Genomic DNA, 23,452 nt, shown 5'->3' with positions numbered 1-23,452 from the left:
GATGGGCGAACGCAGCGCGAAGGGCGGCGCGGGTGCGCGCACGGGTGGCGGCGCGAGCCCGAGCGGCGGCGCGTCCGGGCATCTGCTGGCGGGTGTCCGGGTCCTGAATCTCGCGAGCGTGGGTCCGGCGGCGCGCGCCGGGCGGTGGCTGGCGGACTACGGGGCCGAGGTCGTCAACGTCGGCGCGGTGCCTGCGCGCGGTTCGGTCCAGATCACTCCGGTCTTCCACGCTTACAGCGGCCATCGCGGCATGCGGCGCATCCTGCTGGACCTGAAGGCCGACCACGGCCGAGAGACCTTCCTGCGTATGGCCGAGCGCGCCGATGTCGTCATCGAGTCGTTCCGGCCCGGTGTCACCGATCGGCTGGGCGTCGGGTTCGAAGCGGTGCGGGCCCGCAACCCGAAGATCGTCTACTGCTCGACCACCGGCTTCGGCCAGTCCGGGCCGAGCTCCCAGTGGGCCGGGCACGACCTGGACTACCTCGCGGTCGGCGGCTACCTGGCCGTCGGCGAGCCCGGCGCGCGCGGCAACCCGGCCCTGCCCGGCGCCACGCTCGCCGACAGTGCCGGCGGTGGCATGCACGCGGTGATCGCCATCCTCGCCGCGCTCGTGAAGGGCGAGGGCGCGTACCTGGACGTCTCCGTCGCCGACGGCGTCCTGTCCCTGATGTCCCTCGCGGTCGACGAGTACCTGGCCACCGGCAGCGAACCCGGCTATCAGCACTCGATGACCTCCGGCCGCTACGCCTGCTACGGCACCTACCAGACCGGCGACGGCCGCTGGCTCGCCGTCGCCGCGATCGAGCCGAAGTTCTGGGCGAACTTCTGCCGCCTGCTCGGGCTGGAGAAGTGGGCCGCGCATCAGACCGATGACGCGGTACAAGAGCAAGTCCGCGAGGACATCGCCGCCGCGTTAGCGGGCAGAGACCGAGACTCGTGGGTCGCGATCCTGTCCGGATCAGACACCTGCGTCGCACCGGTCCTCACCGTCGCCGAGCTGACCGAGGACCCGCAATACCGCTCCCGCGACGCGTTCGTGGCGGCCGTCCACCCCGAGCACGGCGAACTCCGCCAGACCGCACCACTACTGGCCGGAATGGTTCGTTCCGAACTCTCCTATCAGCTCCCCGCCGGCACCCACAGCACACAACTGCTCCTGGAAGCCGGATTCACCGAAGCCGAGATCAAGGAACTGCTGGCGGAAGGCACCGTGGCATGACCGACAACCATCCCGACGACCTCCCCGCCGACGTCACAGCCCTCATCGACCAGACGGCACACGAGGAGACCGCCGACTTCCCGGTGGAGCGCGGCTACATCTGGACCTCCTGCGCCTCGGTCGAGAACGGCAACCCGCTGTACTGGGACGACACCGTGGCCGCCGAAGTCACCGGCGGGCCCATCGCGCCGCCGTCGATGCTCTCGACGTGGTTCCGTCCGCACCACTGGTCCCCCGGCCGGGACGAACCCAAGCTGCCGCTCCAGATCCACTTCGACCTCAAGAAGCGCCTGAACCTCCCCGAGGCGATCATCGCGGAGTTCACCACGGTCTTCCACGAGCCGGTACGCCCCGGGGACATCCTCACCACCTGCCAGCGCCTGCGCTCGGTGAGCCCGGTGAAGACCACCAAGCTCGGCCGCGGCCGGTTCTGGACCATCGACGTCGAGTACCGCAACGTGCGCGGCGAGCTGTGCGGGGTCGAGTCGTACACCGGGTTCGGCTACAACCGGGAAGCCGACCGGGACGGCGATCGGACAGACGACCGGGAGGGGCAGAGCGCATGAAACCGCTGCTCACGCTGGACGCGATCGCCGTCGGGGACGCGCTGCCGACCCTGACCTACGCCGTCTCCGCGACCACTGTCGTCCTCGGCGCCCTGGCCACCCGCGACTGGCGCCCGATGCACCACGACCACGCCTTCGCCGTGGACCGCAACGGCGTCCGCGACATCTTCCTCAACACCCCGAACCAGGCCGCCTGGTTCGAACGCTACCTCACCGATTGGACCGGCCCGCACGGCCGCCCCGGCCGCATGCGCTTCCGGATGAAGGACTCCGTCTTCCCCGGCGACACCATGGCGATCGGCGGCACCGTCACCGGCGTGGCCGTCGACGACGTCGGCTGCGGCTGGGTCGAGGTGGAACTCGACCTGACGGTCGGCGACGCCTCCAAAACCGGCTGCTCCGCACGCATCGCCGTGCCGGTGGACTCCGACGACAACCCGTGGGCGCGGCGCGGCGAGCGCTGGCGTCCCTGACGAGCTAGCCAGAGAGAAGGCCCTGACGATGGACCTCGACTTCAGCGACGAGCAGATCCTGTTGCGGGACACGGTGCGGGACCTGTGCGCCAGGCACGTGCCGACGGCGACCGTGCGCGACCTGGAGAACGATCCCGAACGGTACCCGGAGGACTTCTGGAAGCAGGCCGGGCAGCTCGGTCTGCACGGGATGCGGCTGCCGGAGGAGCACGGCGGCACGGAGATGACGCTGCTGGACGCGGCGTTGGTCTACGCGGAGCTCGGACGTGCGCTGGTGCCCTCGCCGCACTTCGCCAGCACGGTGCTGGCCGGCCGGGTGCTGGCCACGGCCGGTGGCGATGAGCAGCAGGAACGCTGGCTGCCGCGGATCGCCTCCGGGACCGGGGTGTTCACCGTGGCGTGGCTGGAGCCGGATCGCGGTTGCGGGCCCAAGGGCGTGCGGGCGAAGGCGGTCGCGGCGGAAGGCGGCGGCTACCGGCTGACCGGCGTCAAGCGCCACGTCCCCTACGCGCGCAGCGCGGAGCGAGTGCTCGTGCTGGCGCGGGACGAAGCCGACGGCGAGGTGGTGTTCCTGCTGGTGGACCCGGCGGCCGAGGGCGTCAGCCTGACGCAGCAGCTCACCATCGCCTCCGACACGCAGTTCCGGATCGACTTCGAGGACGTGTTCGTCCCCCAGGACTCCGTCGTCCGCGGCGGCTGGCCGGTGTGGGACGCGGTCATGCACGACGCGATCGTGCTGGCCGCGGCCCAGGCCTCCGGCGCGGCCCGCCGGACGCTGGAGTTCACCGTCGACTACGCGCTGACCCGGCACCAGTTCGACAAGCCGCTCGGTGCGTTCCAGGCGATCGCGCACTACCTGTCCGACGCGGTGACGGTGGTCGACGGTGCCGAGACGCTGGTGTGGGAGGCGGCGTGGGCGCGGGACGCGGGACGTTCCACGGCGAAGCTGGCGCCGATGGCGAAGCTGTTCGCCGGGGACACGTTCCGGGACGTGACGGCGACCGCGCAGCAGGTCTTCGGCGGCAACGGGTTCACGGTCGAGTTCGACACGCAGCTGTACTTCCGGCGGGCCAAGCAGTGGCAGATGGCTTGGTGGGACGCGCGGTACCTGGAGGAGCTGGTCGCGGTGCAGGTGCTGGACGCGGTCTGAGGCCTCGCCTCACGAAATCCTGCATCACGAAATCCTGCCTCACGACAACCAACCTCGCGACAACCAACCTCGCGACAACCAACCTCGCGAGACTCAGCCTCGCGCGGCCGTACCTGTGTCCCGTCTCCTACCCCTTCCGAGCCACCGCCCCATAAGCGATCTGCCGCTCCCGCATCGCCTTCGTCACCGGCCCCTCGGGCCGCCACGCCGCCATCGGCACCAGCCCCGGCTCGACCGGCTCCAGATCCACCATCAGCTCCAGCACCTCGTCCCGGTCCCGGGCCTGGCACGGGATCGCGTTCTGCCGGAATGCCGCGGCCGTGGCGCGCGACAGCTCGACCGCGAGGTCCGTCGCGCCGTGCGTGAGCACCAGGAAGCTGCCCGGGACGCAGGCGTCCATCAGCGTGCGCAGGTGCTTGGCAGGCTGTTCATGGTCCGGCAGGAAATGCAGCAAGCCGGTGACCACCATGGCCACCGGCTGGTGGAGATCGATCAGCTCGTTCAACGTCGGGTCGTGCAGCAGCGCCTCGGGTTCGCGCAGGTCCCCCTCGACGAATGCGGTCCCCGGACCGCCGTCGGTGAGCAGGACCCGCGCGTGGGCCAGCACGATCGGGTCGTTGTCGACGTACGCGACCCGGGCGGCGGGCTCCACGGAGCGCGCGATCTTGTGCGTCGGTAACGTCGAGGGCAGTCCGGTGCCGATGTCGACGAACTGGCGCACGCCGGCGCCGGCCAGGTACCGGACCGCGCGCCGCAGGAAGTCGCGCTGCTCGCGGCAGGTGTCGCGTAAGTACGGGTTGGCGCGCAGCAGGAGTTCGGCGGCGGTGCGGTCGGCCCGGAAGTGGTCCTTGCCGCCGAGCAGGAAGTCGTAGACCCGCGCGACGTGCGGGGTGTCGGTGTCGAGCGGGGCCGGGGGCCGCGGGTTCGGGACGTCGAAAATCGGCGGCAGCGGGCCCAGTCCTTCGTGTTCGGCCATGCACCCTCCTGGCGGGCCGTGCCCAAGGTTGGTTGTCAGCGCTCGAAGTGTTCAGCTTAGCCAAAACTTTACTCAGGTCCACGCCGCTTAATGTGAGGATAAGATCCCCAGCCGTAAGGGGTGGACCAGGCCAGGGGCGGAGACGGCACATGTGGGACAAGGAACGACGCTCCGTCGCGGTGGTTTTCGCCGCCCACGGCTCCGTGGGCGGAACATTCGCCTCGCGCCTGCCGTGGCTGTCCGACCACCTGCAGCTGTCCGCGGGGAAACTCGGTGTCGCGCTGCTCATGAGCTCGATCGGGGCCATGACCACCATGCCGTTCGCCGGCCGTGCGGTGGCGCGCTTCGGCACCGCGGCGACGGCGTGGGCGCTGATCTGCGCGATGGCCGCGGTCCTGGTGACGGCCTCGTGGATGCCGAACCTGCCGGCCCTGGCGGCGTGCTCGGCCGCGTTGGGGTCCGTGGCCGGCACCTCCGACATGGCGATGAACGCGCAGGGCATCCTGGTCGAGAAGCGCATGGGCCGCTCGATCATGTCCGGGCTGCACGGCCTTTGGAGCATCGGCGTCCTGATCGCCGCACTGGCCGGCTCCCTGGCCGCGCACCAGCACGTCGACGCCCGCGTGCACTTCGCGGTCGCGGCGGTGGTGATCGCGGTGGCGGTGACGTGGGGAACGCACGGCTTCCACACCACCGCCGCCGACGTGGGCCTGGCCGAGGAGACGACGGAGGACGTGCCGCTGTTCGTGCTGCCGCGCGGCGTGATCCTGCTGATCGGCCTGGTCGGCTTCTGCGGCATCTACGCCGAGGTCGCGGCGCAGGACTGGTCCTCGGTCTACATGCACCGCACCCTGCACGGCGACGAGGCCGAGGCGGCGTTCACCACCGGCATGTTCGCCTTCACCATGGCCGCCGGCCGCCTGTCCGGCGACGCGGTGGTCGGCCGCCTCGGCGCGGCCACGACGGTGCGGGCCTGCGGCATCCTCGGCGCACTCGGCGGCGTGCTGGTGGTCGCGGCGCAAAGCCCGGTCCCGGCCGTCATCGGCTTCATGCTGATCGGCATCGGCGTCTCGGTGGTGGTCCCCCTGGCCTTCGCCGCCGCCGGCCACGCCGGCCCCAACCCCACCCTCGGCGTCGCGGGCGTGGCGACCATCGCCTACGGCGCCGGCCTGGCCGCCCCCGGCATGATCGGCGGCATCGCCGACCTGACCTCACTGCGCGTGGCGTTCTGCGCGGTCGCGGTGCTGGCGGGGATGGTCGCGCTCGGCGGCGGCCTGCTGGGGCGGAACGCGCCGGAGGCCGTGCACGGGGTGACGGGGCCTCGGGCCGCGGAGGCTGAGGCGCTGGCTACGGAGGGGTGACCAGCGCGGCGGGCGCGGCGGGCGCGGCCATCGCATCGGCCGCTGCGATATTGCCGAGCCGCAGACGGCTGCGACTCCTATCCTTCCGGCATGCTCATCAGCCAGTACGCCTATTTCGGGCTGTCCAGCCCGGTCACCTCGGCAGCTGAGATGGCCGCGGTCCTGGGCATCGAGCCGGACGAAATATCAGTGCGGGGAAGTCGCTGGGGCGAGCCGCGACCCCGTCCCGCTCTGCACTACTGGAAGATCGTGTGCCGCGAGCCGGCCATGAGCGTGAACCAGCAAATCGAGCACATCATGGAGCGGCTCGCGCCTCACGTTGACGCGATCGCCGCATTGGCGCGGCAGCTCAGCGCTGAAGACGACCGTTCCGGCGCGGTCCTGGAAATCGTGCGCATGTTCAACGACGACGAAGGACAGGACCGCCTCGCCTGCACGCCGCCCGAGCTGATCGACGGCCACAACCTGCTGGGCTGGCACCTGGACCGCGACGTGCTGGACTTCCTGCACGCCACCCGCGCGGTGCTCGACGTCGACGAGTACGACTGCGCCGAGGGCGCGGACGACGACTGACCGCCCGCGCCGGCGCACCGAGCTACGCGCCCCGCGAACCTCACCCCGCGTTGAAGTAAGAAGCCTCCGGATGGTGCGCAACAATCGCATCCGTCGACTGCTCCGGATGCAACTGGTACTCCTCCGACAGCAGCACGTTGATCCGCTCCGGCTTCAGCAGCTCCACGATCTTCGTCCGGTCTTCCAGGTCCGGGCACGCGGGGTACCCGAACGAGTACCGGCATCCGCGGTACTCCACCTTGAACAGCCCCTCCGTCGAGTCCGGGTCCTCGGCGGCGTAGCCGAGCTCGTCGCGGACGCGCGCGTGCCAGTACTCGGCCAGCGCCTCGGCCAGCTGGACCGACAGGCCGTGCAGCTCCATGTAGTCGCGGTAGGAGTTCGCCGCGAACAGCTCCGCGGTCGCCTCCGCGATGCGGGCGCCGACCGTCACCAGCTGGAACGGGGCCACGTCCACCTCGCCGCTGTCCTCCGGGCGCCAGAAGTCGGACAGGCACAGGTGCCTGTCACGCCGCTGCCGAGGGAACGTGAAGCTCGTGCGCTGCTCGCCGCTCTCGTCGAGGATCAGCAGGCTGTCGCCCTTGCTCACCGCCGGGAAGTACCCGTACACGACCGCCGCGTCCAGGAGGTTCTCCGTCTGCAGCCGCTCCAGCCACATCCGGAGCCGCGGCCGGCCCTCGGTCTCGACCAACTCCTCGTACGTCTTCCCGCCCGAGCCGCGCCCCGGCTTGAGTCCCCACTGCCCCAAGAACAGGGCGCGCTCGTCGAGGTAGGGCGCGTACTCGGCGAGGCGGATACCGCGGACCAGCCGGTCGCCCCAGAACGGCGGCGTCGGGATCGGGTTGTCCAGCGCCACGTCCGAGCGCGCGGGGATCGGCTCGTCCGGGAGCTCGCGCAGCGGCCCCGAGGCCTTCACCCGGCGCGGTCGCAAAGCGGGAAGGGAAGCCCCCGGCACGCCGGCCTTCACCGCCGCGACCGCGTCCATCAGGTTCAGCCCCTCGAAGGCGTCGCGCGCGTAGCGCACCTCGCCGTCGTAGAGCTCGGCGAGGTCCTGCTCGACGTAGGCCCGGGTCAGCGCCGCGCCGCCGAGCAGCACCGGCCAGCGCCCCGCCACGCCGCGGGTGTTCATCTCCTCCAGGTTCTCCTTCATCACCACCGTGGACTTCACCAGCAGCCCGGACATCCCGATGGCGTCGGCGGTGTGCTCCTCGGCGGCGTCCAGGATCGTCTGCAGCGGCTGCTTGATCCCGAGGTTGACCACGTTGTAGCCGTTGTTCGACAAGATGATGTCGACCAGGTTCTTGCCGATGTCGTGCACGTCGCCCTTCACCGTGGCCAGCACGATCGTGCCCTTGCCGGTGGAGTCCGACTTCTCCATGTGCGGCTCCAGGTGCGCCACGGCCGTCTTCATCGTCTCGGCGCTCTGCAGCACGAACGGCAGCTGCATCTCCCCGGAGCCGAACAGCTCGCCGACCGTCTTCATGCCGTCGAGCAGCACCTCGTTGACGATCTCCAGCGCCGGCCGCTCGGTCAGCGCCTCGTCCAGGTCAGCTTCCAGGCCCTTGCGCTCGCCGTCGATGATGCGGCGCTTGAGACGCTCCTGGAGCGGCAGCGCCGCCAGCTCCTCGGCGCGCGAGGCCTTCAGCGACGCCGCATCCACCCCGTCGAACAGCTCCAGCAGCCGGGTCAGCGGGTCGTAGCCCTCGGCGCGCCGGTCGTAGACCAGGTCGAGCGCGACCTTGCGCTGCTCCTCGGGGATGCGCGCGATCGGCAGGATCTTGGAGGCGTGCACGATCGCCGAGTCCAGGCCGGCCTCCACGCACTCGTGCAGGAACACCGAGTTCAGCACCTGGCGCGCGGCCGGGTTCAGGCCGAAGGAGATGTTCGACAGCCCCAGCGTGGTCTGCACGTCCGGGTGCCGCCGCTTCAGCTCCCGGATGCCCTCGATGGTCTCCAGGCCGTCGCGCCGCGACTCCTCCTGCCCGGTACAGATCGTGAACGTCAGGCAGTCCACCAGGATCGAGTCCTCCGGCACGCCCCAGTTCGCCGTGATGTCCTCGATCAGCCGCTCGGCGATCGCCACCTTGTGCTCGGCGGTGCGTGCCTGCCCCTGCTCGTCGATGGTCAGGGCGATGACGCCGGCCCCGTGCGCGGACACCAGCTCCATGATCCGCGCGAACCGCGAGGTCGGGGCGTCGCCGTCCTCGTAGTTCACGGAGTTGATGACGGCCCGCCCGCCCAGCGTCTCCAGCCCGGCCTCCAGCACCTGCGGCTCGGTGGAGTCCAGCACGATCGGCAGCGTCGAGGCGGTCGCGAACCGGCTGGCGACCTGCTTCATGTCCTCGACGCCGTCCCGGCCCACGTAGTCGACGCACAGGTCGAGCAGGTGCGCGCCGTCGCGGATCTGGTTGCGCGCGATCTCCACGCACGCGTCCCAGTTCTCCGCCAGCAGCGCCTCGCGGAACGCCTTGGAGCCGTTGGTGTTGGCGCGCTCGCCGATCGCCAGGTAGCTGATGTCCTGCCGGAACGGCACGTGCTGGTACAGCGACGAGGCCCCCGGCTCCCGCTTCGGCGAGCGCTGCGGAACCTCGCGGCCGCCGAGGCTGTCCACCAGCTGCCGCAGATGCTCCGGCGTGGTGCCGCAGCACCCGCCGATCAGCGCGATCCCGAACTGCTCGACGAACCGCTCGTGCCAGTCCACGAGTTCCTCGGGGCTCAGCGGATAGTGCGCGCCGTCCGAGGTGAGGATGGGGAGCCCGGCGTTCGGCATGCAGGACAGGCCGATCGTGGAGTGCTTGGCCAGGTAGCGCAGGTGCTCGCTCATCTCGGCCGGGCCGGTGGAGCAGTTCAGGCCGATGCGCTCGATGCCGAGGGACTCCAGCGCGGTCAGCGCCGCGCCGACCTCGGTGCCGAGCAGCATCGTGCCGGTGGTCTCGAACGCCGCCGAGGCCCACACCGGGACGTCGATCCCGGCCGCGCGCGCCGCCGCCTTGGCGCCCAGCACCGCGGCCTTGATCTGCAGCAGGTCCTGGCTGGTCTCCACCAGCAGCGCGTCGGCGCCGCCGGCGATCAGCCCGGCGGCCTCGGCCTGGTAGGCGTCGCGCAGCGTGGCGTAGCCGATCTGGCCCAGGGACGGCAGCTTGGTGCCGGGGCCGACCGAGCCGATGACCCAGCGCGGCTTGTCCGGGGTGGCGAAGCCGTCGGCGACCTCGCGGGCCAGCCGGGCGCCGGCCTCGGAGAGCTCGAAGACGCGGTCGGAGATGTCGTAGTCGCCGAGGTTGGTGTGGTTGGCGCCGAAGGTGTTGGTCTCCACGCAGTCCACGCCGGCGCGGAAGTACTCCTCGTGGACGGCCTGCACGACGTCGGGCCGGGAGATGTTCAGGATCTCGTTGCAGCCCTCGTGGCCCTGGAAGTCGTCCAGCGTCGGGTTCTGCGCCTGCAGCATGGTGCCCATGGCCCCGTCGGCCACCACCACCCTGGTCCGGAGTGCTTCGCGTAGTGCGGCGATCCGGGCGTTTCCGGCGTGCGCGGAAATAGCGGCGGTCGAGGCCATGAGGGTTCCTCCGGGTGAGCGGCTGCTCTTACTTGACCAATCGGACACGATTGTAGTCCGCGAGGCTTACCTGGACAGGGCCTGTCCATCAGGTGGAGCGGCGGTGGCGCGTCGCCCCGGCAGGCCTGTTGTCAGGTGGTGGAGGCCGACACCGCAGTCCGCGCGGCCACGTCGGTGATCGCGGATTCCACCGGCGTGGCTCCGGCGGCGAGGCGGCGTGCCAGCTCGGCCCAGAAGTCAGCACGACCGTCGAGGTGCGCGGCGACCAGCGCTTCGAGCGGGAAATGGCCGGTGCGGTCGAGTTCGGCCTCGGCGCGCAGCCCCTGGCAGCCGAACCGCTCGGGGTCCAGGACGTCGATCCAGTGCCGGCGTGGCGTCTGCCGAGCCGCCTCGACCAGCGGTTCGGCGCTGCACGAGGCCATCGAGGCGCGGACCGGCGGCAGTACGGCCTCCAGGCTCCCGGCGCGCTCCAGGTCCAGGGCCCAGACCGGCTCCGGCCCGGCCGCCTCGGCCAGGGCGCCGTACAGGCAGGTCAGCGTCGCCTGGTCGGCACGCCCCAGGGCCGCGACGACCACCTGGCGCAGCAGCTCCGGGGCGTCGAGCAGCGACCAGGCGAGGTCGATGAGGTCGTCCCGGCCGCGTTCGGCCAGGCCGCGGGCCCACAGCCGGGCCTCGCGCGGCTCGCGGTCGAAGAAGTGGAACGCGCGGCTGCGGACGTGGGGCGGCAGCAGTCTGCGCAGCAGGATCTCGCGGGTATAGCCGACCGGCGCCTGCTCCAGGACGTAATCCGGGCACAGCTCGTTGCCCAGCAGCCGGCGACGGTGGCCGACAGTGCCGTGCGCGAGCACGTGATCGACCAGCGGTCGGCTCAGCGGGCCGCTGGCGAGCATCCACTCCCACTGGTGGTCCCCGGCGGGACCGCTAAGGCCAACTCCAGCGAGGTAGCGTCCTGCGACGCCCCGCGGAGCCAGAGCGAGCAGGACGTTCTGCGGCGCGTAGTCGGAATGATTCGCGTCGAAGAAGCGCCGGAAGCCTGCCGGGGCTTGGTCGGAGTGCAGGAGTTCGGCGACCGTGCCGGTGAAACTGCCGCTCACCGTGATCGCGGCGGCCCAGCGCCGGTCGTCCTCGCCCAATTCCTCGGACAGCCGACGCGCGAGCAGGACCCTGACGTCGCCGGTCGCGCGGCGCATCCACGGACGCGCGTAGTCGGCCGGAGTACAGACGGCGAGCGCCAACGTCAACGCCGCCGGCCGGGTGTGGTCGAGGATCTGCTCGGCGGTCAGCGCACCGGCGCACAACGCCGCGAGCGCGAGGGCGCGCAGGCGGGTCACGGCGTCGTCGCGGTAGTCGGTGGCCGCGGCCTCGGCCAGGGCAATCAGATAGGCGTCGAGGGTGAGGGGACGCGGCGGCACGTGTTCGGGCTGCTGGACCAGGCGGCGCGCGAGCACCCGGCGCGCCTGCGGAGGGCCGCAGCGGGAGACGTGGGCCACCACCGCCGGGGCCAGCGGCAGGTCGACGGTCGCGACGGCCTCGGCGAGCTGGTCGGGGGTGAGGGTGCCGAGGACGTGCGGGACGTCGGCCGGTCGGGCCGAGCCGAGCAGGCGGAGCACCGTGGCCGGGCCCGGGACCGCGTCGGGCGCCGCCGCTCGCAGCCGCACGCTTTCGGTGGGCCAGGCCGGTGAAGTCGGCGAACTCTGCGGGAGGGGCACAGACGATAAGACGAGTCCAGTCGCCGTCGCTGTTGCACTCGCTGTCGAACTTAGTGTGCACCGGACACGAAAGCGCCCGCCACGAGGCCTCGTGGCGGGCGCCGGATGGCGAACCGGTGGCTGTCGACGACCGGTCGGTCCGTCTTTCTTTCGTGCCGCTACCGGCTTGGCGCTACTGGCTACGGCCCATTCCGACCGTTCCAGGCGCAGCTGCCGATACCGTCTTCCAGCAGCGCATCCTACTTCTTGTGGGCAGCGAATCCGGCGCCGGGCACCATCGCGAACGAGCCGTTGCTCAGCGCCGTGGGGCCGTAGCCGCCGCTGGTCAGGGTCTGCGGGTTCGAGGCGTCGAAGACCTGGCCGTTGACCGTCACGTTGCTGAAGTCCTGCTCGGAGAACGACGGGTAGCTCGAGGTCGGCGACTCGATGACGGCCTCGGCGCTGGCGTCCTGGCCGTTGTACTGCTGCTGGGTGTTCTCGGTCCAGCCGGCGATGTTGTCGGTCAGGGTGATGGTGTAGTTGCCGCCGCCGTTGTCGACGACGCTGCCGGTGAAGGAGTCGCCGGCGGAGACCGGGTCGTTCCAGTAGACGGGCTGCGCCGGGTACATCTCGTACCAGGCCGAGTAGACCGGGCTGCCGGAGGAGCAGTCGGTCTGCACGCCGGTCTGCTCGACGCTGCTCGAGCCGTAGCCGTCGATGCCGACCCACGGCGCGTACAGGTCGTTGCTGGTGTTGCAGGTCACCTGCGGCTCGGTCCAGGAGCCGGAGATGCTGGTGAAGCTGCCGGTGGCGACGTAGCCGCCCCAGTTGCTGTCCTGGAAGCTCTTCACGTGGCGGTGATGGCCGAAGGACACCGGTGTGCGGCTGTGGGCGGCAGCGGACGGGGCGCCGGTGACACCGGCACCGGCGGTGAGTGCCGCGCAGGCCAGCGCCGCGGCGGCGAGGCGACCGCGACGGGCGGCGAGGAAGGTGGGGCTGTACATGGTGGGGATCTCCAGTTCCGATGATTGGACGGGGACTGATTCGTCAGTCTCGGAACCGAACGGCCGGTTGGGAACGCGTCGCGGCGGGCCGATGGCGGCCATGGCCGGTCGCGGCCTAACCCCGGTAGGAGGTGAAGCGCGTAAAGGCATGGCAAAAGCGCTGGTGGGGTGGGGTTTCGGTGATGGAGCGCTTCAGTAGTCCGGTTGCGTACCGGAAGACGGCAGCGGGCCCGGACGTTGTCGCCGGACATGCAGATCAGCGAAGCTGCCAACGTCACCGGCGTCAGCGCACGCGCGCTGCGGTACTACGAGGCCGAGGGCCTGATCGTCTCCGGCCGGTCCGCCAACGGGTTCCGGGACTACTGCCCGTCGACCATCGACCGGGTGCTGGTCATCCGCGAATTGCTGGAGTCCGGGCTGCCGGTACGGCTCATCAGGAGTACCTGCTCCGCGGGGCGCCGCCGGGGTCAACTTCGGTGCCGCGTCCGGCCACGCCGAGCTCTCCACACGCGACCTCATCTTCACCCACTACGCCCAGGGCAGGGGCCTGCACATCGGCAACTGGGCAGCCGCGGCCCCGGCCGCCTTCGCCGACCTGCTGGTCGAGCTCGAAGCGCTGATCGACCAGGGTGTCTACCCTCCCGGCACCCCGCAGGTCCACCCCCTGGCCCAGGGGCCCGACGTACTGCGGCGGCTCGAAGAAGGCCAGACCAGCGGTAAACACGCCCTCGACCCGTGGCGCTGACGACGACCGCACGGCGCGAAGCAGCAAAATCGCGCGGGGCGGGTCGGGCCGATGCGCGGGTTCCCCTGTCCAGCAGCTAATCCAGCAACCCCAACTGCGCCGCCTTGGCCCCCGCCGCGAACCGGCTCCGCACCCCGAGCGCGTCCAGCGTCTGCGCGACCAGTCGGCGCAGCGTCCGCTCCGAGCACCCCAGCTGGCGCGCTATCGCCTCGTCCTTAGCGCCGGTCGCCAGTGCCCGCAGCAGCCTGACGTGCACCGCCGTGAGCTCCTCATCGCGGTCGCCGCCGGCGCCGACGAAGGTCGCGTACTTCTCCGCGGCGACCCAGAGGTGGTCGAAGGCCGCCAAGAGGCAGCGGCCGATCACGTCGCTGCGGATCACCACGTCGCACGGAGGCTCCGCGTCCGAGCCCGGGGTGACCACCACCGAGCCGTCCAGGACCAGCATCCGCAGGGGGATCGCGTCGGCGACGCGGACCTGGCCGCCGTCGCGTTCCAGGGCGCTGAGGTACGCGGCGGCTCCCGGGCGGCGGGCCGCGGTGCGGGAGACCAGCATGCGGAAGTCGACTCCGCGCTTGAGCAGCTCCAGGTCCACCTTCAGGCTCTCGCGGAGCACGTCGTTCGGAGCCAGTGACGGATGCATCGCCACCGCGTCGCGGCGGTTGAGCAGGGCCCGCTCGTCGAGCCAGCGGCGCAGTTCCGTACGGTCGGTGAAGCGCAGGACGTCCACGCGCACGGACTCGAAGCCGGCCGGCGCCCCGGACACCAGGTCCGCCAGGTCGGAGACGGCGGTCCGCCAGCGCTCCACCTCCTCGGCCATCCGCCCGAAGCCGCCGCTGGCCTGGGCCAGCACGTCCAGCACCGCCTGCTCCGGCAGGGCCACGCCGCCCTCGTCGGCGGCCAGCAGCCGCCGCTCGCCCAGCCACTCCAGGCCGGCGCGCGCCTGGTCCTCGGAGACGTCGAGCCCCGAGGCGACCTCCGCCACCGGATCAGTCGCCCCCGGATCGGCCGCGACCGGCTCCGCCCCCGCCGGCCGTCCGGCCGCCAACAGCCGGTATGCACGGTGGGCCGTAGTAGCGGCGTCGGCCGGGCGGAATCCACGTCCTGACACGGCTGTCACCGTAGTCCGGCAAAAGCGAAGCGTAAAGGAGGAGTCACTGCATGAGTGCACTACTACCGCGCACGTAGATGATCGCGAGCGAGATGTAAAGGTTGTTTGACACCGCCGCGATGTAAAGCGTACTTTCCATAGCATGCGCAACGACATGCGGGCCCTGCGACAGGCGAAAGGCTTGTCGCAGCAGGATCTGGGGCAGGCCCTCGGGGTGTCGCGGCAGACGGTCAACGCGATCGAGCAGTCCCGCTACGACCCGTCACTCCCGCTGGCGATCCGCATCGCGCGGTATTTCGGCACAACAGTGGAGGGGATGTTCCATGTCGACGGATGCTGAGACGGGAACCGGCGGGGGCGAGTCGGAGCGGAACGAGCAGAACGGGCAGAACGAACGAGACGGCCGGGGCGGCGTACCACGTGGACCGTGGACTGTCCCGGTGACAGCGGCCGTGATGGGCGGCGTGTTCCTGGCGATCTACCTGGGCCACCACAACGTGGCGATGGCCGTCTCCGGCCTGGCCATCATGATCGCCTACGCGGCGGTCCTGGTCTTCGGCTCCCGGCGCTCCGAGGCGGTGGCGCTGCTGCGCGGCGAGACCGGCGACGAGCGCCGCCGGTCCATCGAGCAGCGCGCGTCGGTGCTGACCCTGCACGTGCTGACCCTGGTGCTGGTCGGCGGCTTCCTCGTCTCACTCATCCGCGGCCACGAATCGATGACCTGGGCCGGCCTGTGCGGGGTGCTGGGCGCCACCTACCTGCTGTCCACGATCATCCTGACCCGACGCGGCTGAGACCTGGCCTGTGGCCGCGCCACAGGTCAGGTCTCAGTTCCGCTCTCAGCTCAGCCCTCAGTACCAGTCGACGACCGTCACCTCGGAGCTCGGCACCCACGCCTCGCAGTGGTTGTAGTCGATCCCGAACCACACGTTCTGCGTCCCGTCCTCGAACACCGACTTCGGCGCGGCCCACAGCGAGCCGGTCGGCGCGGTACCGATGACGTACGAAGAGCTCGTCGTCGGCCGTCCGTAGATTTTGATCGTCCCGTTCGTCGTGGTCGGCTTCAGACTCACCACGTACGAATGCACCGGCACCGCCGATCCGGCCGGCACCGCCAGCCACGCCTTCTTCGCGTCGGCGTAATAGCTCGGCGTGGAGTTGGACAGCCGGTCGTTCTCGCCGTACCAGATCTCGTACATCGTCATCCCGCTCCCGGCCTGGTCGGGCTGGGAGGCCAGGTAGTAGTACGGCATCTGCGTCTCGACGTTGGTGGTCTCGTCCGTGGAGTCGGCACCAGGCGCGCCGGGAATCTTCGGATCCGCGGTACTGGGACCGGTGTAAAGGGTGAAGAAACTGTTGTTGGCAGCGGTCTCGGCGCCGTTCGAGCCCAGCGGCTTCTGGTCGCTCGTCGGGTTGACCCGGAACAGCCCGGCCGCCGGGGTGTTCCCGGTCGGGTAGGGCACGCCCTGGGCGTGGATCAGCCCGAAGTAGTAGTCCCACAGCCAGTACTTGCCCGGGTCGACGTGGTTCGGCGAGGTGCTGACGGTCGGCGCCGGGGTGATGCCGTGCGCGGTGATGTGCGCGTGGTCCAGCGGGATGCTGTACTTGTTCGCCAGATAGGCGACCAGTTTGGCCGAGGCCAGGTACTCGGTGGCGTTGTACCACTGGTAGCCGGACGCGTCGACGCCCGCGTGCTCGATACCGACCGCGTGCTCGTTGTAGTAGTAGTTCCCGGCGTGGTAGGCGATGTCCTGCTCGCGCAGCGTCTGGTAGACCGTGCCGTCGGTGTCGACGACGTAGTGCACGCTGAGTCCGCTGTTGGCGTCCTCGAACTCGTTCACGCCGTCCAGCGCACTCATTTCGAGGTCGTGGAGGGTCACGTCGTAGATGGCGTAGCTCGACGGCCGGTCCGAGCCGGTGTACGTACACGCCCCTCCGGCGACGTTGCAGTCATAGCTGGACGGCACCACGCAGTCGATCGCCGAGGGGTAGTCGACGTTGCCGTCCTGCGTGCAGCCGGTGGGGAGCGCCGCGGGCGCCAGCGGCACGGAGTTCAGCGTGGACTTGTCCGGCGTCACGGACTGCGGCGCCAGGGTGATCCGGGAGCCGTCGTCGGCCGTGCCGGTGAAGCCGGTGCCGATCAGCTTGTACGCGGCGTCGGCGTACATCCCGGCCACCGAACGCGAGGAGGCGTGGCTGTAGGCGGCTATCGCGCCGTACCAGCCGGACAGCGACGTCGGCAGCTTCGGCGACGTCGGCAGCTTCGACAGCTTCGACAGCTTCGACGCCAGCGCCAGCGCCTCGGCACGCAGCACCGCCGCGCCGCCGCGGATGTTCGCCGCGGTGTCGCGTTGCAGAGCACTGACACTCAGCCCGGTCAGCTTCGCCGCCTGGTCGAGCGTGTCGGCCCGGTCGTTCTTCACGAGGTTCATGCAGCCGTAGCCGCCGTCGACGCTCGGCCGGCCGCCGTGCGAGCTCAGGCGGCCCTCCAGGTAGCAGACCGATTCCAGGATCTGCTGCGGCACGCTGTAAGTGTGCGAGGCGGCGGCGAACGCCGCCGTGACGCCGCCGCTTGTGGTACCGGCCTGGGCCGGAGCGCCGCTCAGTCCGCAGGTCAGCAGTGCGGCCACGGACAACAGCGTGCCGAGCAGGCGCATGCGGGGTCTGCGCTTTTCGCGTCTCATCATGGGTCGCGATCACCGTCCGGGTTGTGGGGGGTGTGGGGGACTCCCCGGACAAGGTGGCACCAACCGTGCGCATAATCAACAAAAACCCATGATGATTCTTGACGGGTCTTTGCCTCTCCCTCAAAACCTTGAGCGTCAGTCCAGCTCGGAGCCGGTCGGCGCGACGATCACCCGGGTCCCGGCCTGCTCCAGCGCGCGCACCGCCTCCGGATCGGCGCCGGAGTCGGTGACGACCGCGGTGACCGCGGACAGCGGGCACACCCGGCCGACCGCGACCCGGCCGAGCTTGGAGCCGTCGGCCAGCACGTAGACGGACTGCGCCTGGGCCAGGATCGCCTGCCGGACCGGGATCTCCTCCAGCCGGTCGCCGGTCACGCCGGCCTTCAGGTGCACGCCGGAGGCCGCGATGAACGCGCGGTCGGCGAAGAAGCGCTCGAAGAACTTCTCAGAGCCCGAACCCACGCAGGACAGGTCGCCGCGCCGCACCTGCCCGCCGGCCAGGTGCACCTCCACGCCCTCGCGGCCGGCCAGCTCGGCGGCGGTCGGCAGCGCGACGCACAGCGCCCGGCCGCTGAAGGTGGCCGGCAGCGCGCGCGCCGTCTCGGCGACCGTGGTGCCCAGGTCGAAGACCAGCGTCTCCCCCGGTTCGACCAGCGCGGCGGCGGCCGCGGCGATGGCCCGCTTGGGGTCCAGCCGGGCGATGGCGCGCTCGTCGGCGCCGGGCTCCCAGCCGCGCGACTCCTGCGCGACGGCGCCGCCGTAGACCCGGCGCAGGATGCCGCGCTCCTCCAGGACTTGCAGATCGCGGCGGATGGTCTCGCCGGAGACGCCGTACCGTGCCGCCAGGTCCTCGACCCGCACGCGGGTGTCGCGGCGCAGCTGCGCGGCGATGCGCAGACGGCGCTCCTCGGGGAGGACCGCGTCGAGCAGTTCTTCCTTCATCCGTCGGGACTCCACAGCTGGCCGGACGATCGCGCGCGGGCGCGCGCACCCCCAGAGTAGTGGGGTTCACGCCCGCTGGTACGGCGGCCTCCGGCATCAGCTGTGGAATATGTGGGTTGTTGGTCGAACAAACCGTGGAGTCTTGACGACTCCTTGGGGAATTGCCACACTCGGCGCACACCGACGCTGATCCTGATCGTGGTGTTCGGCGTCGGCTTCGGCACGATCCCGGGCATGTTCCCGACCGGGGGCATGAGCTCGCCGAACGTGCACGGGCTCTTCCCCTCCGCGTGGGACCACTTCCGGCACCTGGTGCTGCCCTGCGTGACGCTGGTCGCGGTGCTCTACGCGCAGTACCTGCTGACCATGCGCGCCACGCTGCTGGAGGAGGTCGGCGCCGACTACCTCACCACGGCGCGTGCCAAGGGCCTGCGGGAGGACGACGTGCGGCGCAAGCACGCGGTGCCGAACGCGATGCTGCCGGCGGTCACGCTGGTGTTCCTGAACCTGGGGACCGCGGTGTCCGGCTCGATCCTGGCCGAGACCATCTTCTCCTGGCCGGGCCTGGGGTCGCTGTTCTACGAGGCGCTGACCGTGCCGGACCAGCCGCTGCTGGAGGGGCTGTTCGTCTTCTTCGCGGCGGCGGTGGTCGTGATGAACCTGCTGGCCGAGCTGCTGTATCCGATCCTCGATCCGAGAGTGCGCACCTCGTGATCGCCGGCTTCCGTCGTCGGCGGGCCGGCCTGGTCGGCCTAGCCTTTCTGGTGCTGACCGCCGTGACGGCGCTGGCGGCTCCCTTGTTCATCTCCGCCACGGACCTCTCGGCGGTGTTCGCGCCGGGCATGCCGCGGCAGGCGCCGTCGGGGCGGTTCCTGCTCGGCACCGATGCCTATGGACGCTCGATGATCGCCGTGACCATCTGGGGTGCGCGGATCTCGCTGACCGTGGGGCTGCTGGCCACGTTGCTGGCCATTGGGATCGGGGCGCTGGTCGGGGTCGCGGCCGGGCATTTCGGCGGCTGGGTGGACACGGTGCTGATGCGCGTCACGGACTGGTTCCTGGTGCTGCCGGTGCTGGTGCTGGCCACGGCGCTGGCCTCGGTGCTGACGCCGGGGGTCGGCACGGTGGTGATCGCGATCGGTGTGACGGCGTGGCCGACGACCGCGCGGGTGGTACGGGCGCAGACGCTGTCGGTGGAGTCGCGGCCGTACATCGAGCGGGCCAGGGCGCTGGGCGGCGGGCACTGGCACGTGATGCGGCGGCACATCCTGCCGAACGTCATGCCCCTGATGCTGGCTCAGGCCACGCTGACGGTGTCGGCGGCGATCCTGACCGAGGCGACGCTGGCGTTCCTGGGGCTGAGCGATCCCACGAAGGTGTCCTGGGGCACGACGTTGCAGCTGGCCCGGGCCGTCGGGGCGGTCAGCGCCGGGGACTGGTGGATCCTGCTGCCGCCGGGCGCCGCGATCGTCGCGGTGGCGTTGGCTTTCACGCTGGTCGGCCGGGCACTGGAGCAGGTGCTGAACCCGCGGCTTCAGGAGCGGATGTGAACGACGTCCTTCAGTTGGAAGACCTGCGCGTCTCGTACAAGACGGCGAGCGGTCCGGTGCCGGCGGTGCGCGGCGTGAACCTCGCACTGCCCGCCGGCGGCCGGCTCGGCCTGGCCGGGGAATCCGGCTGCGGCAAGTCGACGCTGGCCGGCGCGGTTCTGCGACTGCTGCCGAAGTCGGCGGACGTCTCGGGGCGGATCCTGCTGGACGGCGAGGACGTGCAGAGCATGACCTGGGGTCGGCTGCGTGCCGTGCGCTGGGCCGAGGCCTCGATCGTCTTCCAGGGTGCGATGCACTCGCTGAACCCGGTGCGGCGCGTCGGCGACCAGATCGCCGAGCCGATCCTGCTGCACGAGCGCGGCGTCGGCCGGGCCGCCGCCGATCGGCGGGTCGCGACGCTGCTGGACCAGGTGGGGCTGGTGGCGGCGCGTGCGTCGGCCTATCCGCACGAGCTGTCGGGCGGGCAGCGTCAGCGCGTGATGATCGCGATGGCGCTGGCGTGTTCGCCGCGGCTGATCGTGGCCGACGAGCCGACCACGGCCCTGGACGTGATGATCCAGGCACAGATCCTGCGGCTGATCGGCGAGCTGGTGGCCGAGCACGGTATCAGCCTGCTGATGATCAGCCACGACCTGGCCGTGCTCGCAGAGCACTGCGACCGGCTGGCGGTGATGTACGCGGGGCGCATCGCCGAGGAGGGCCCGGCCGGCGAGGTCTTCGCCGACGCCCGGCATCCTTACGGCCGCGCGCTGGCCGGGGCGTTCCCGCGCATCGGCGATCCGGCCTCCCGGCGCGGCCCGCGCGGCCTGCCCGGCGACCCGCCGGACCCGGCACACCTGCCGGAGGGCTGCACGTTCGCGCCGCGCTGCGCGTTCGCCGCCGCGGAGTGCCGGGCGGCGGAGCCGGCGCTGGTGGCTGCGGGGGATGGTCGGTCGGCCGCGTGTGTGCGGGTGGATGTTGTGCGGGAGGCGTTGTGAGCGCGGAGGCAGATCCCACGGAAGTCGGTGCGCGGCCGGTGTTGTCTGTCCGCGAGCTCTACGTCGCCTACCGGTCCCGGCATGGCCGCGGTCGCGCACGCGCACGCGCCGTCGACGGCGTCGATCTCGACATCGCTCCGGGCGAGATCGTGGCGCTGGTCGGCGAATCCGGCTGTGGCAAGTCGACCCTGGCGCGTGCGCTGACCGGGCTCGTCGTGCCCACGGCAGGCCGGGTCCTGCATGACGGCGTGCCGGTGTCCTATAAATCGCGCGCGCTGAAGGCTTGTCGGCGGGGCGTGCAGTTGGTGCTCCAGGACCCGACCGGCGCCCTCAACCCGCGCCGCACGGTCTATGAGGCCGTCGCCGAAGGCCTGCGAATCCACGGTAGATCCGCCCTCGCCGGTTTTCCCGACGAGAGGGCCAAAGTCGCCGATGCCTTGTCCCGCGCGGGGCTACGTCCTCCTGAGCGCTTCTTCGACCTGCGCCCCCACCAGCTTTCCGGCGGGCAACGCCAGCGGGTCGTGATCGCCGGGGCGCTCGTGCTCGATCCGCAGGTTCTCGTCGCGGACGAGCCGGTGGCCTCGCTGGACGCCTCCGTCCGCGGCGAGATCCTGAAGCTGATGCTCGATCTGCGGGCGAGCGCCGGGCTGTCGGCGCTGGTCGTCACGCACGATCTCGGGCTGGCGTGGAACATCGCCGACCGGGTCGCGGTGATGTATCTCGGGCGGATCGTGGAGACCGGGACCGTCGAGGAGGTGCTGACCGCGCCGCAGCATCCGTATACCAGGGCCCTGCTGTCGGTCGTCGCGGTCGTGGCCAAGTCCGGTGCGGAGCCGGCGATCCTGACCGGCGAAACGCCGGATTCCGCGGCGATTCCCACCGGTTGCCGCTTCCATCCGCGGTGTCCGCTTGTCGCTTCCGGTGAGGCCGAACGGCTCGGCGTGGCGGGGCGGTGTCTGACCGTCGACCCGGAGCCGCTGCCCGCCTCCGGGCGGCACGCCGCCTGCCACGCCGCGCGCGACGCCGCCCGCCCCGCCGCCGGGGTCCCGTAACCGGTCCCGGACCTGGCCCGAACCGTTCCTAGGCCCGGTCCGGCATGCCAGACTGTGTCAGGCACCGACCACCACCGGGACACTTCCGTCCACGCCAGGAGGACCCATGCCGTCCGCTTCGCCCGCCGCCTCGGCACCGACTCCGGCCGTGCCGTCCGTCCCGGCGGGCCGGGACCGCATCCGGACCGGGGTCGTGCTGGGGGTGGAGGCCGGGTCGACGCTGGTGGAGGCCGTGGTCGCGACGGTCGAGGGCGAGGTCATCGGCCGCGGGCGCACAGGGCTTGCGAACCCGACGGCGCTGCCCATCCCGGACGTCGTGGCGCACCTGAGCGACGCGGTCGGCCAGGCGCTGGGCACGGTGGCCCCGGCATCGGTGGCCGGCGTCGTGGTCGGCGCGGCCGGCATCCTGCGCTACTCACGCGGCTCCAGCGCCGAGGCCCTGGCCAAGACCTGGATCGACGCGGGCCTGACGTGTCCGGTCCTGGTGGTCGCCGACGCCGTGACCGCCTTCGCCGCCGGAACCCCGCGCCCCAGCGGCTCGGTCCTGATCGCTGGCGTCGGCTCGATAGCCGCCCGCGTCGAAGGCGAGGAGGTCACCGCCCGCATCGACGGCAACGGCTGGCTGGTCGGCGACGACGGCTCCGGCTTCTGGATCGGCCGCCAGGCGGTCCGCGCAGTCTTCGCAGCCCTCGACGGCCGCGGCGAACCAACGCTGCTGGCCTCGGCAGTCCTGGGCACGGTCACCGGCGACGACGTGGCCCCGCAGTCCACCGAGGAACAGATCGCAGCCCTGCGCGACGCAGTGTACGACGGCCCCCCGATCGCCCTCGCCGCGCTGGCACCACTGGTATCGGCAGCGGCCACAGCCGGCGACCGCGTGGCCCAGCGCATCGTGGACCGCGCAGTCAGCCACCTGATGGCCACCGCCACCGCCCTGACCACCGACGACCCCGGCGAACCCCTGGTCCTAGCCGGCTCCCTCCTGACAGCACCGGGCCCCATCGGCGCCGAAGTCCAACGCCGCCTCGCCGAACACCACGGCGGCACCCCCCTGTTCGCCGCCCCGGGCGCGGTCGGCGCAGCCTGGCTCGCGGCGCGGATGCTAGACCCGGAGATCGACGCCGCGGTGCACGAGCGGCTGGCCGCCGGCGCGGGGGCGGTTGCTGGGGCGGTCGAGTAGGAGCTGGCTGGCAGAATCGGCCGGCGCGCGCAGGATTAGCCAGGGCAGACCAGATTGGCCAGTGCAGCAGATTCGGCCAACACAGGCAGGATCGGCTGGCGCACATCATCATGCAGCGGCACCCGAGCGAGTCCAGCCGGCGCGCCGCATTGCGCAGCCCGGTCGCCGCCATCATCGCGGGCGACCAAATCAATCAACCGTGTGCTGATGCGGTTAAGCGCACCCGATTTGGCGCCATGCCCGCCCCCAGCGCCTCAGGCCCCTGCCTCCGCCTGCCTCCAGCCCGCCTGACCTGGCCGTCTTCGCCCCCGATTTCGCTGCCATTTGCTCGGCGCGAGCCGCTCTGCGCCAAGAATCCACATCAACCCAGACGCTCGCTTCGCGCTCTCCGCCGCCCACGATCGCGCTCCGTGCCTCCCTCGTCACCTGGCTGAACCGGGGGCGTCGCAAATCGCCGGCGGCTCGTCAAGACTCTGCGATGGCGTTGAGTTGTTGTGCCCTCTCTGGCAAGATCCCACATAACGCCACAGCGGCACACCTGGTGGCCGGCGGCGTCCGATCGGGAGGTGGCGGCGTTCATGGCGGACCGGTGTGTGGTGGGGCTCGATGTCGGGGGGTCGCATTCGCGGGCCGTGCTCGCCGGCGTCGACG

Annotated in this window: 21 protein-coding genes and 1 pseudogene; 14 read left to right on the top strand and 8 right to left on the bottom strand. The window is 71.2% G+C overall.

Annotated elements, in window-relative coordinates; genetic code table 11:
- The first annotated feature begins 1 nt into the window (after position 1).
- Genes GWK61_RS30315 through GWK61_RS30300 form a run of 4 tightly spaced genes read left to right on the top strand, consistent with a single transcriptional unit; the run spans position 2 to position 3,408 of the window.
- The gene (locus GWK61_RS30315) at positions 2-1,219 is read left to right on the top strand and encodes a CaiB/BaiF CoA transferase family protein (RefSeq protein WP_194914525.1); all 1,218 of its coding nucleotides are present in this window, start codon (positions 2-4) and stop codon (positions 1,217-1,219) included.
- Positions 1,216-1,785: an FAS1-like dehydratase domain-containing protein gene (locus tag GWK61_RS30310; protein ID WP_194914523.1), complete on the top strand. Its 570-nt coding sequence runs from the start codon at positions 1,216-1,218 to the stop codon at positions 1,783-1,785. Before GWK61_RS30315 ends, GWK61_RS30310 begins: the two co-directional genes overlap by 4 nt.
- A complete protein-coding gene (locus tag GWK61_RS30305; RefSeq protein ID WP_194914522.1) occupies positions 1,782-2,258 on the top strand; it encodes a hotdog family protein in 477 nt (158 codons plus the stop codon). The genes GWK61_RS30310 and GWK61_RS30305 overlap by 4 nt, the downstream gene beginning before the upstream one ends.
- A 28-nt stretch (positions 2,259-2,286) precedes the next feature.
- The gene (locus tag GWK61_RS30300; protein WP_194914520.1) at positions 2,287-3,408 is read left to right on the top strand and encodes an acyl-CoA dehydrogenase family protein; all 1,122 of its coding nucleotides are present in this window, start codon (positions 2,287-2,289) and stop codon (positions 3,406-3,408) included.
- Between the two features lie 127 nt (positions 3,409-3,535).
- On the opposite strand, the gene GWK61_RS30295 is transcribed toward GWK61_RS30300, so the two are convergent.
- The gene (locus GWK61_RS30295; protein ID WP_194914518.1) at positions 3,536-4,384 is read right to left on the bottom strand and encodes an SAM-dependent methyltransferase; all 849 of its coding nucleotides are present in this window, start codon (positions 4,382-4,384) and stop codon (positions 3,536-3,538) included.
- 149 nt (positions 4,385-4,533) lie between these two features.
- On the opposite strand from GWK61_RS30295, the gene GWK61_RS30290 reads away from it, so the two are divergent.
- Together GWK61_RS30290 and GWK61_RS30285 are read left to right on the top strand one after the other, a co-directional pair.
- The gene (locus GWK61_RS30290) at positions 4,534-5,745 is read left to right on the top strand and encodes an MFS transporter (protein WP_194914508.1); all 1,212 of its coding nucleotides are present in this window, start codon (positions 4,534-4,536) and stop codon (positions 5,743-5,745) included.
- Positions 5,746-5,835: 90 nt separating this feature from the next.
- Complete coding sequence (locus GWK61_RS30285) at positions 5,836-6,318, top strand: DUF4279 domain-containing protein (protein ID WP_194914502.1); 483 nt, start codon at positions 5,836-5,838, stop codon at positions 6,316-6,318.
- A 40-nt stretch (positions 6,319-6,358) separates the two neighbouring features.
- On the opposite strand, the gene metH is transcribed toward GWK61_RS30285, so the two are convergent.
- The 3 genes from metH to GWK61_RS30270 form a co-directional block, all read right to left on the bottom strand.
- The gene (gene metH / locus GWK61_RS30280; RefSeq protein WP_194914500.1) at positions 6,359-9,868 is read right to left on the bottom strand and encodes a methionine synthase; all 3,510 of its coding nucleotides are present in this window, start codon (positions 9,866-9,868) and stop codon (positions 6,359-6,361) included.
- A gap of 131 nt (positions 9,869-9,999) precedes the next feature.
- Entirely contained in the window at positions 10,000-11,526 is a 1,527-nt protein-coding gene (locus GWK61_RS30275; protein ID WP_194914498.1) for a hypothetical protein, read from the bottom strand.
- Positions 11,527-11,816: 290 nt separating this feature from the next.
- The gene (locus GWK61_RS30270; RefSeq protein ID WP_194914496.1) at positions 11,817-12,560 is read right to left on the bottom strand and encodes a G1 family glutamic endopeptidase; all 744 of its coding nucleotides are present in this window, start codon (positions 12,558-12,560) and stop codon (positions 11,817-11,819) included.
- Positions 12,561-12,809: 249 nt separating this feature from the next.
- Here GWK61_RS30270 and GWK61_RS60935 point away from each other — a divergent pair.
- Positions 12,810-12,950: pseudogene (locus GWK61_RS60935) on the top strand (MerR family DNA-binding transcriptional regulator); the annotation flags it as partial.
- Positions 12,951-12,993: 43 nt separating this feature from the next.
- Here the strand turns inward: GWK61_RS60935 and GWK61_RS30260 are convergent.
- Positions 12,994-13,284, bottom strand: coding sequence for a hypothetical protein (locus tag GWK61_RS30260; protein WP_194914561.1), 291 nt, complete (start codon positions 13,282-13,284; stop codon positions 12,994-12,996).
- Positions 13,285-13,381: 97 nt separating this feature from the next.
- The gene (locus tag GWK61_RS59885) at positions 13,382-14,413 is read right to left on the bottom strand and encodes a helix-turn-helix transcriptional regulator (protein ID WP_194914494.1); all 1,032 of its coding nucleotides are present in this window, start codon (positions 14,411-14,413) and stop codon (positions 13,382-13,384) included.
- A gap of 142 nt (positions 14,414-14,555) precedes the next feature.
- Here GWK61_RS59885 and GWK61_RS30250 point away from each other — a divergent pair, with 142 nt between their 5' ends.
- Together GWK61_RS30250 and GWK61_RS30245 are read left to right on the top strand one after the other, a co-directional pair.
- Entirely contained in the window at positions 14,556-14,753 is a 198-nt protein-coding gene (locus GWK61_RS30250; RefSeq protein WP_194914492.1) for a helix-turn-helix transcriptional regulator, read from the top strand.
- Positions 14,754-14,853: 100 nt separating this feature from the next.
- Positions 14,854-15,207, top strand: coding sequence for a DUF2178 domain-containing protein (locus GWK61_RS30245; RefSeq protein WP_194914490.1), 354 nt, complete (start codon positions 14,854-14,856; stop codon positions 15,205-15,207).
- A 57-nt stretch (positions 15,208-15,264) separates the two neighbouring features.
- Here GWK61_RS30245 and GWK61_RS30240 read toward each other — a convergent pair whose 3' ends face one another.
- On the bottom strand, positions 15,265-17,100 hold the full coding sequence (locus GWK61_RS30240; protein ID WP_228563189.1) for an N-acetylmuramoyl-L-alanine amidase: 1,836 nt from the start codon (positions 17,098-17,100) through the stop codon (positions 15,265-15,267).
- A gap of 135 nt (positions 17,101-17,235) precedes the next feature.
- On the bottom strand, positions 17,236-18,042 hold the full coding sequence (locus GWK61_RS30235; RefSeq protein WP_194914485.1) for a DeoR/GlpR family DNA-binding transcription regulator: 807 nt from the start codon (positions 18,040-18,042) through the stop codon (positions 17,236-17,238).
- Between the two features lie 153 nt (positions 18,043-18,195).
- On the opposite strand from GWK61_RS30235, the gene GWK61_RS30230 reads away from it, so the two are divergent.
- The 5 genes from GWK61_RS30230 to GWK61_RS30210 all read left to right on the top strand — a co-directional run bounded on the left by GWK61_RS30230 (position 18,196) and on the right by GWK61_RS30210 (position 22,801).
- Positions 18,196-18,756 carry an ABC transporter permease gene (locus GWK61_RS30230; RefSeq protein ID WP_228563188.1) on the top strand — a complete coding sequence of 187 codons (561 nt, stop codon included), beginning with the start codon at positions 18,196-18,198 and terminating at the stop codon, positions 18,754-18,756.
- Positions 18,753-19,592 carry an ABC transporter permease gene (locus GWK61_RS30225; RefSeq protein WP_194914484.1) on the top strand — a complete coding sequence of 280 codons (840 nt, stop codon included), beginning with the start codon at positions 18,753-18,755 and terminating at the stop codon, positions 19,590-19,592. Before GWK61_RS30230 ends, GWK61_RS30225 begins: the two co-directional genes overlap by 4 nt.
- On the top strand, positions 19,589-20,569 hold the full coding sequence (locus tag GWK61_RS30220) for an ABC transporter ATP-binding protein (protein WP_194914482.1): 981 nt from the start codon (positions 19,589-19,591) through the stop codon (positions 20,567-20,569). The genes GWK61_RS30225 and GWK61_RS30220 overlap by 4 nt, the downstream gene beginning before the upstream one ends.
- Positions 20,533-21,621, top strand: a complete 1,089-nt coding sequence (locus GWK61_RS30215; protein ID WP_438939790.1) for an ABC transporter ATP-binding protein — start codon at positions 20,533-20,535, stop codon at positions 21,619-21,621. The genes GWK61_RS30220 and GWK61_RS30215 overlap by 37 nt, the downstream gene beginning before the upstream one ends.
- Before the next feature lie 106 nt (positions 21,622-21,727).
- Complete coding sequence (locus GWK61_RS30210) at positions 21,728-22,801, top strand: N-acetylglucosamine kinase (protein ID WP_194914477.1); 1,074 nt, start codon at positions 21,728-21,730, stop codon at positions 22,799-22,801.
- Positions 22,802-23,452: the final 651 nt, after the last annotated feature.

This window comes from Catenulispora rubra (genome assembly GCF_015356825.1).
Lineage (GTDB): Bacteria > Actinomycetota > Actinomycetes > Streptomycetales > Catenulisporaceae > Catenulispora > Catenulispora rubra.
Note: the sequence above shows the minus strand (reverse complement) of the source record. Positions and strands in the feature narration are given on the sequence as shown.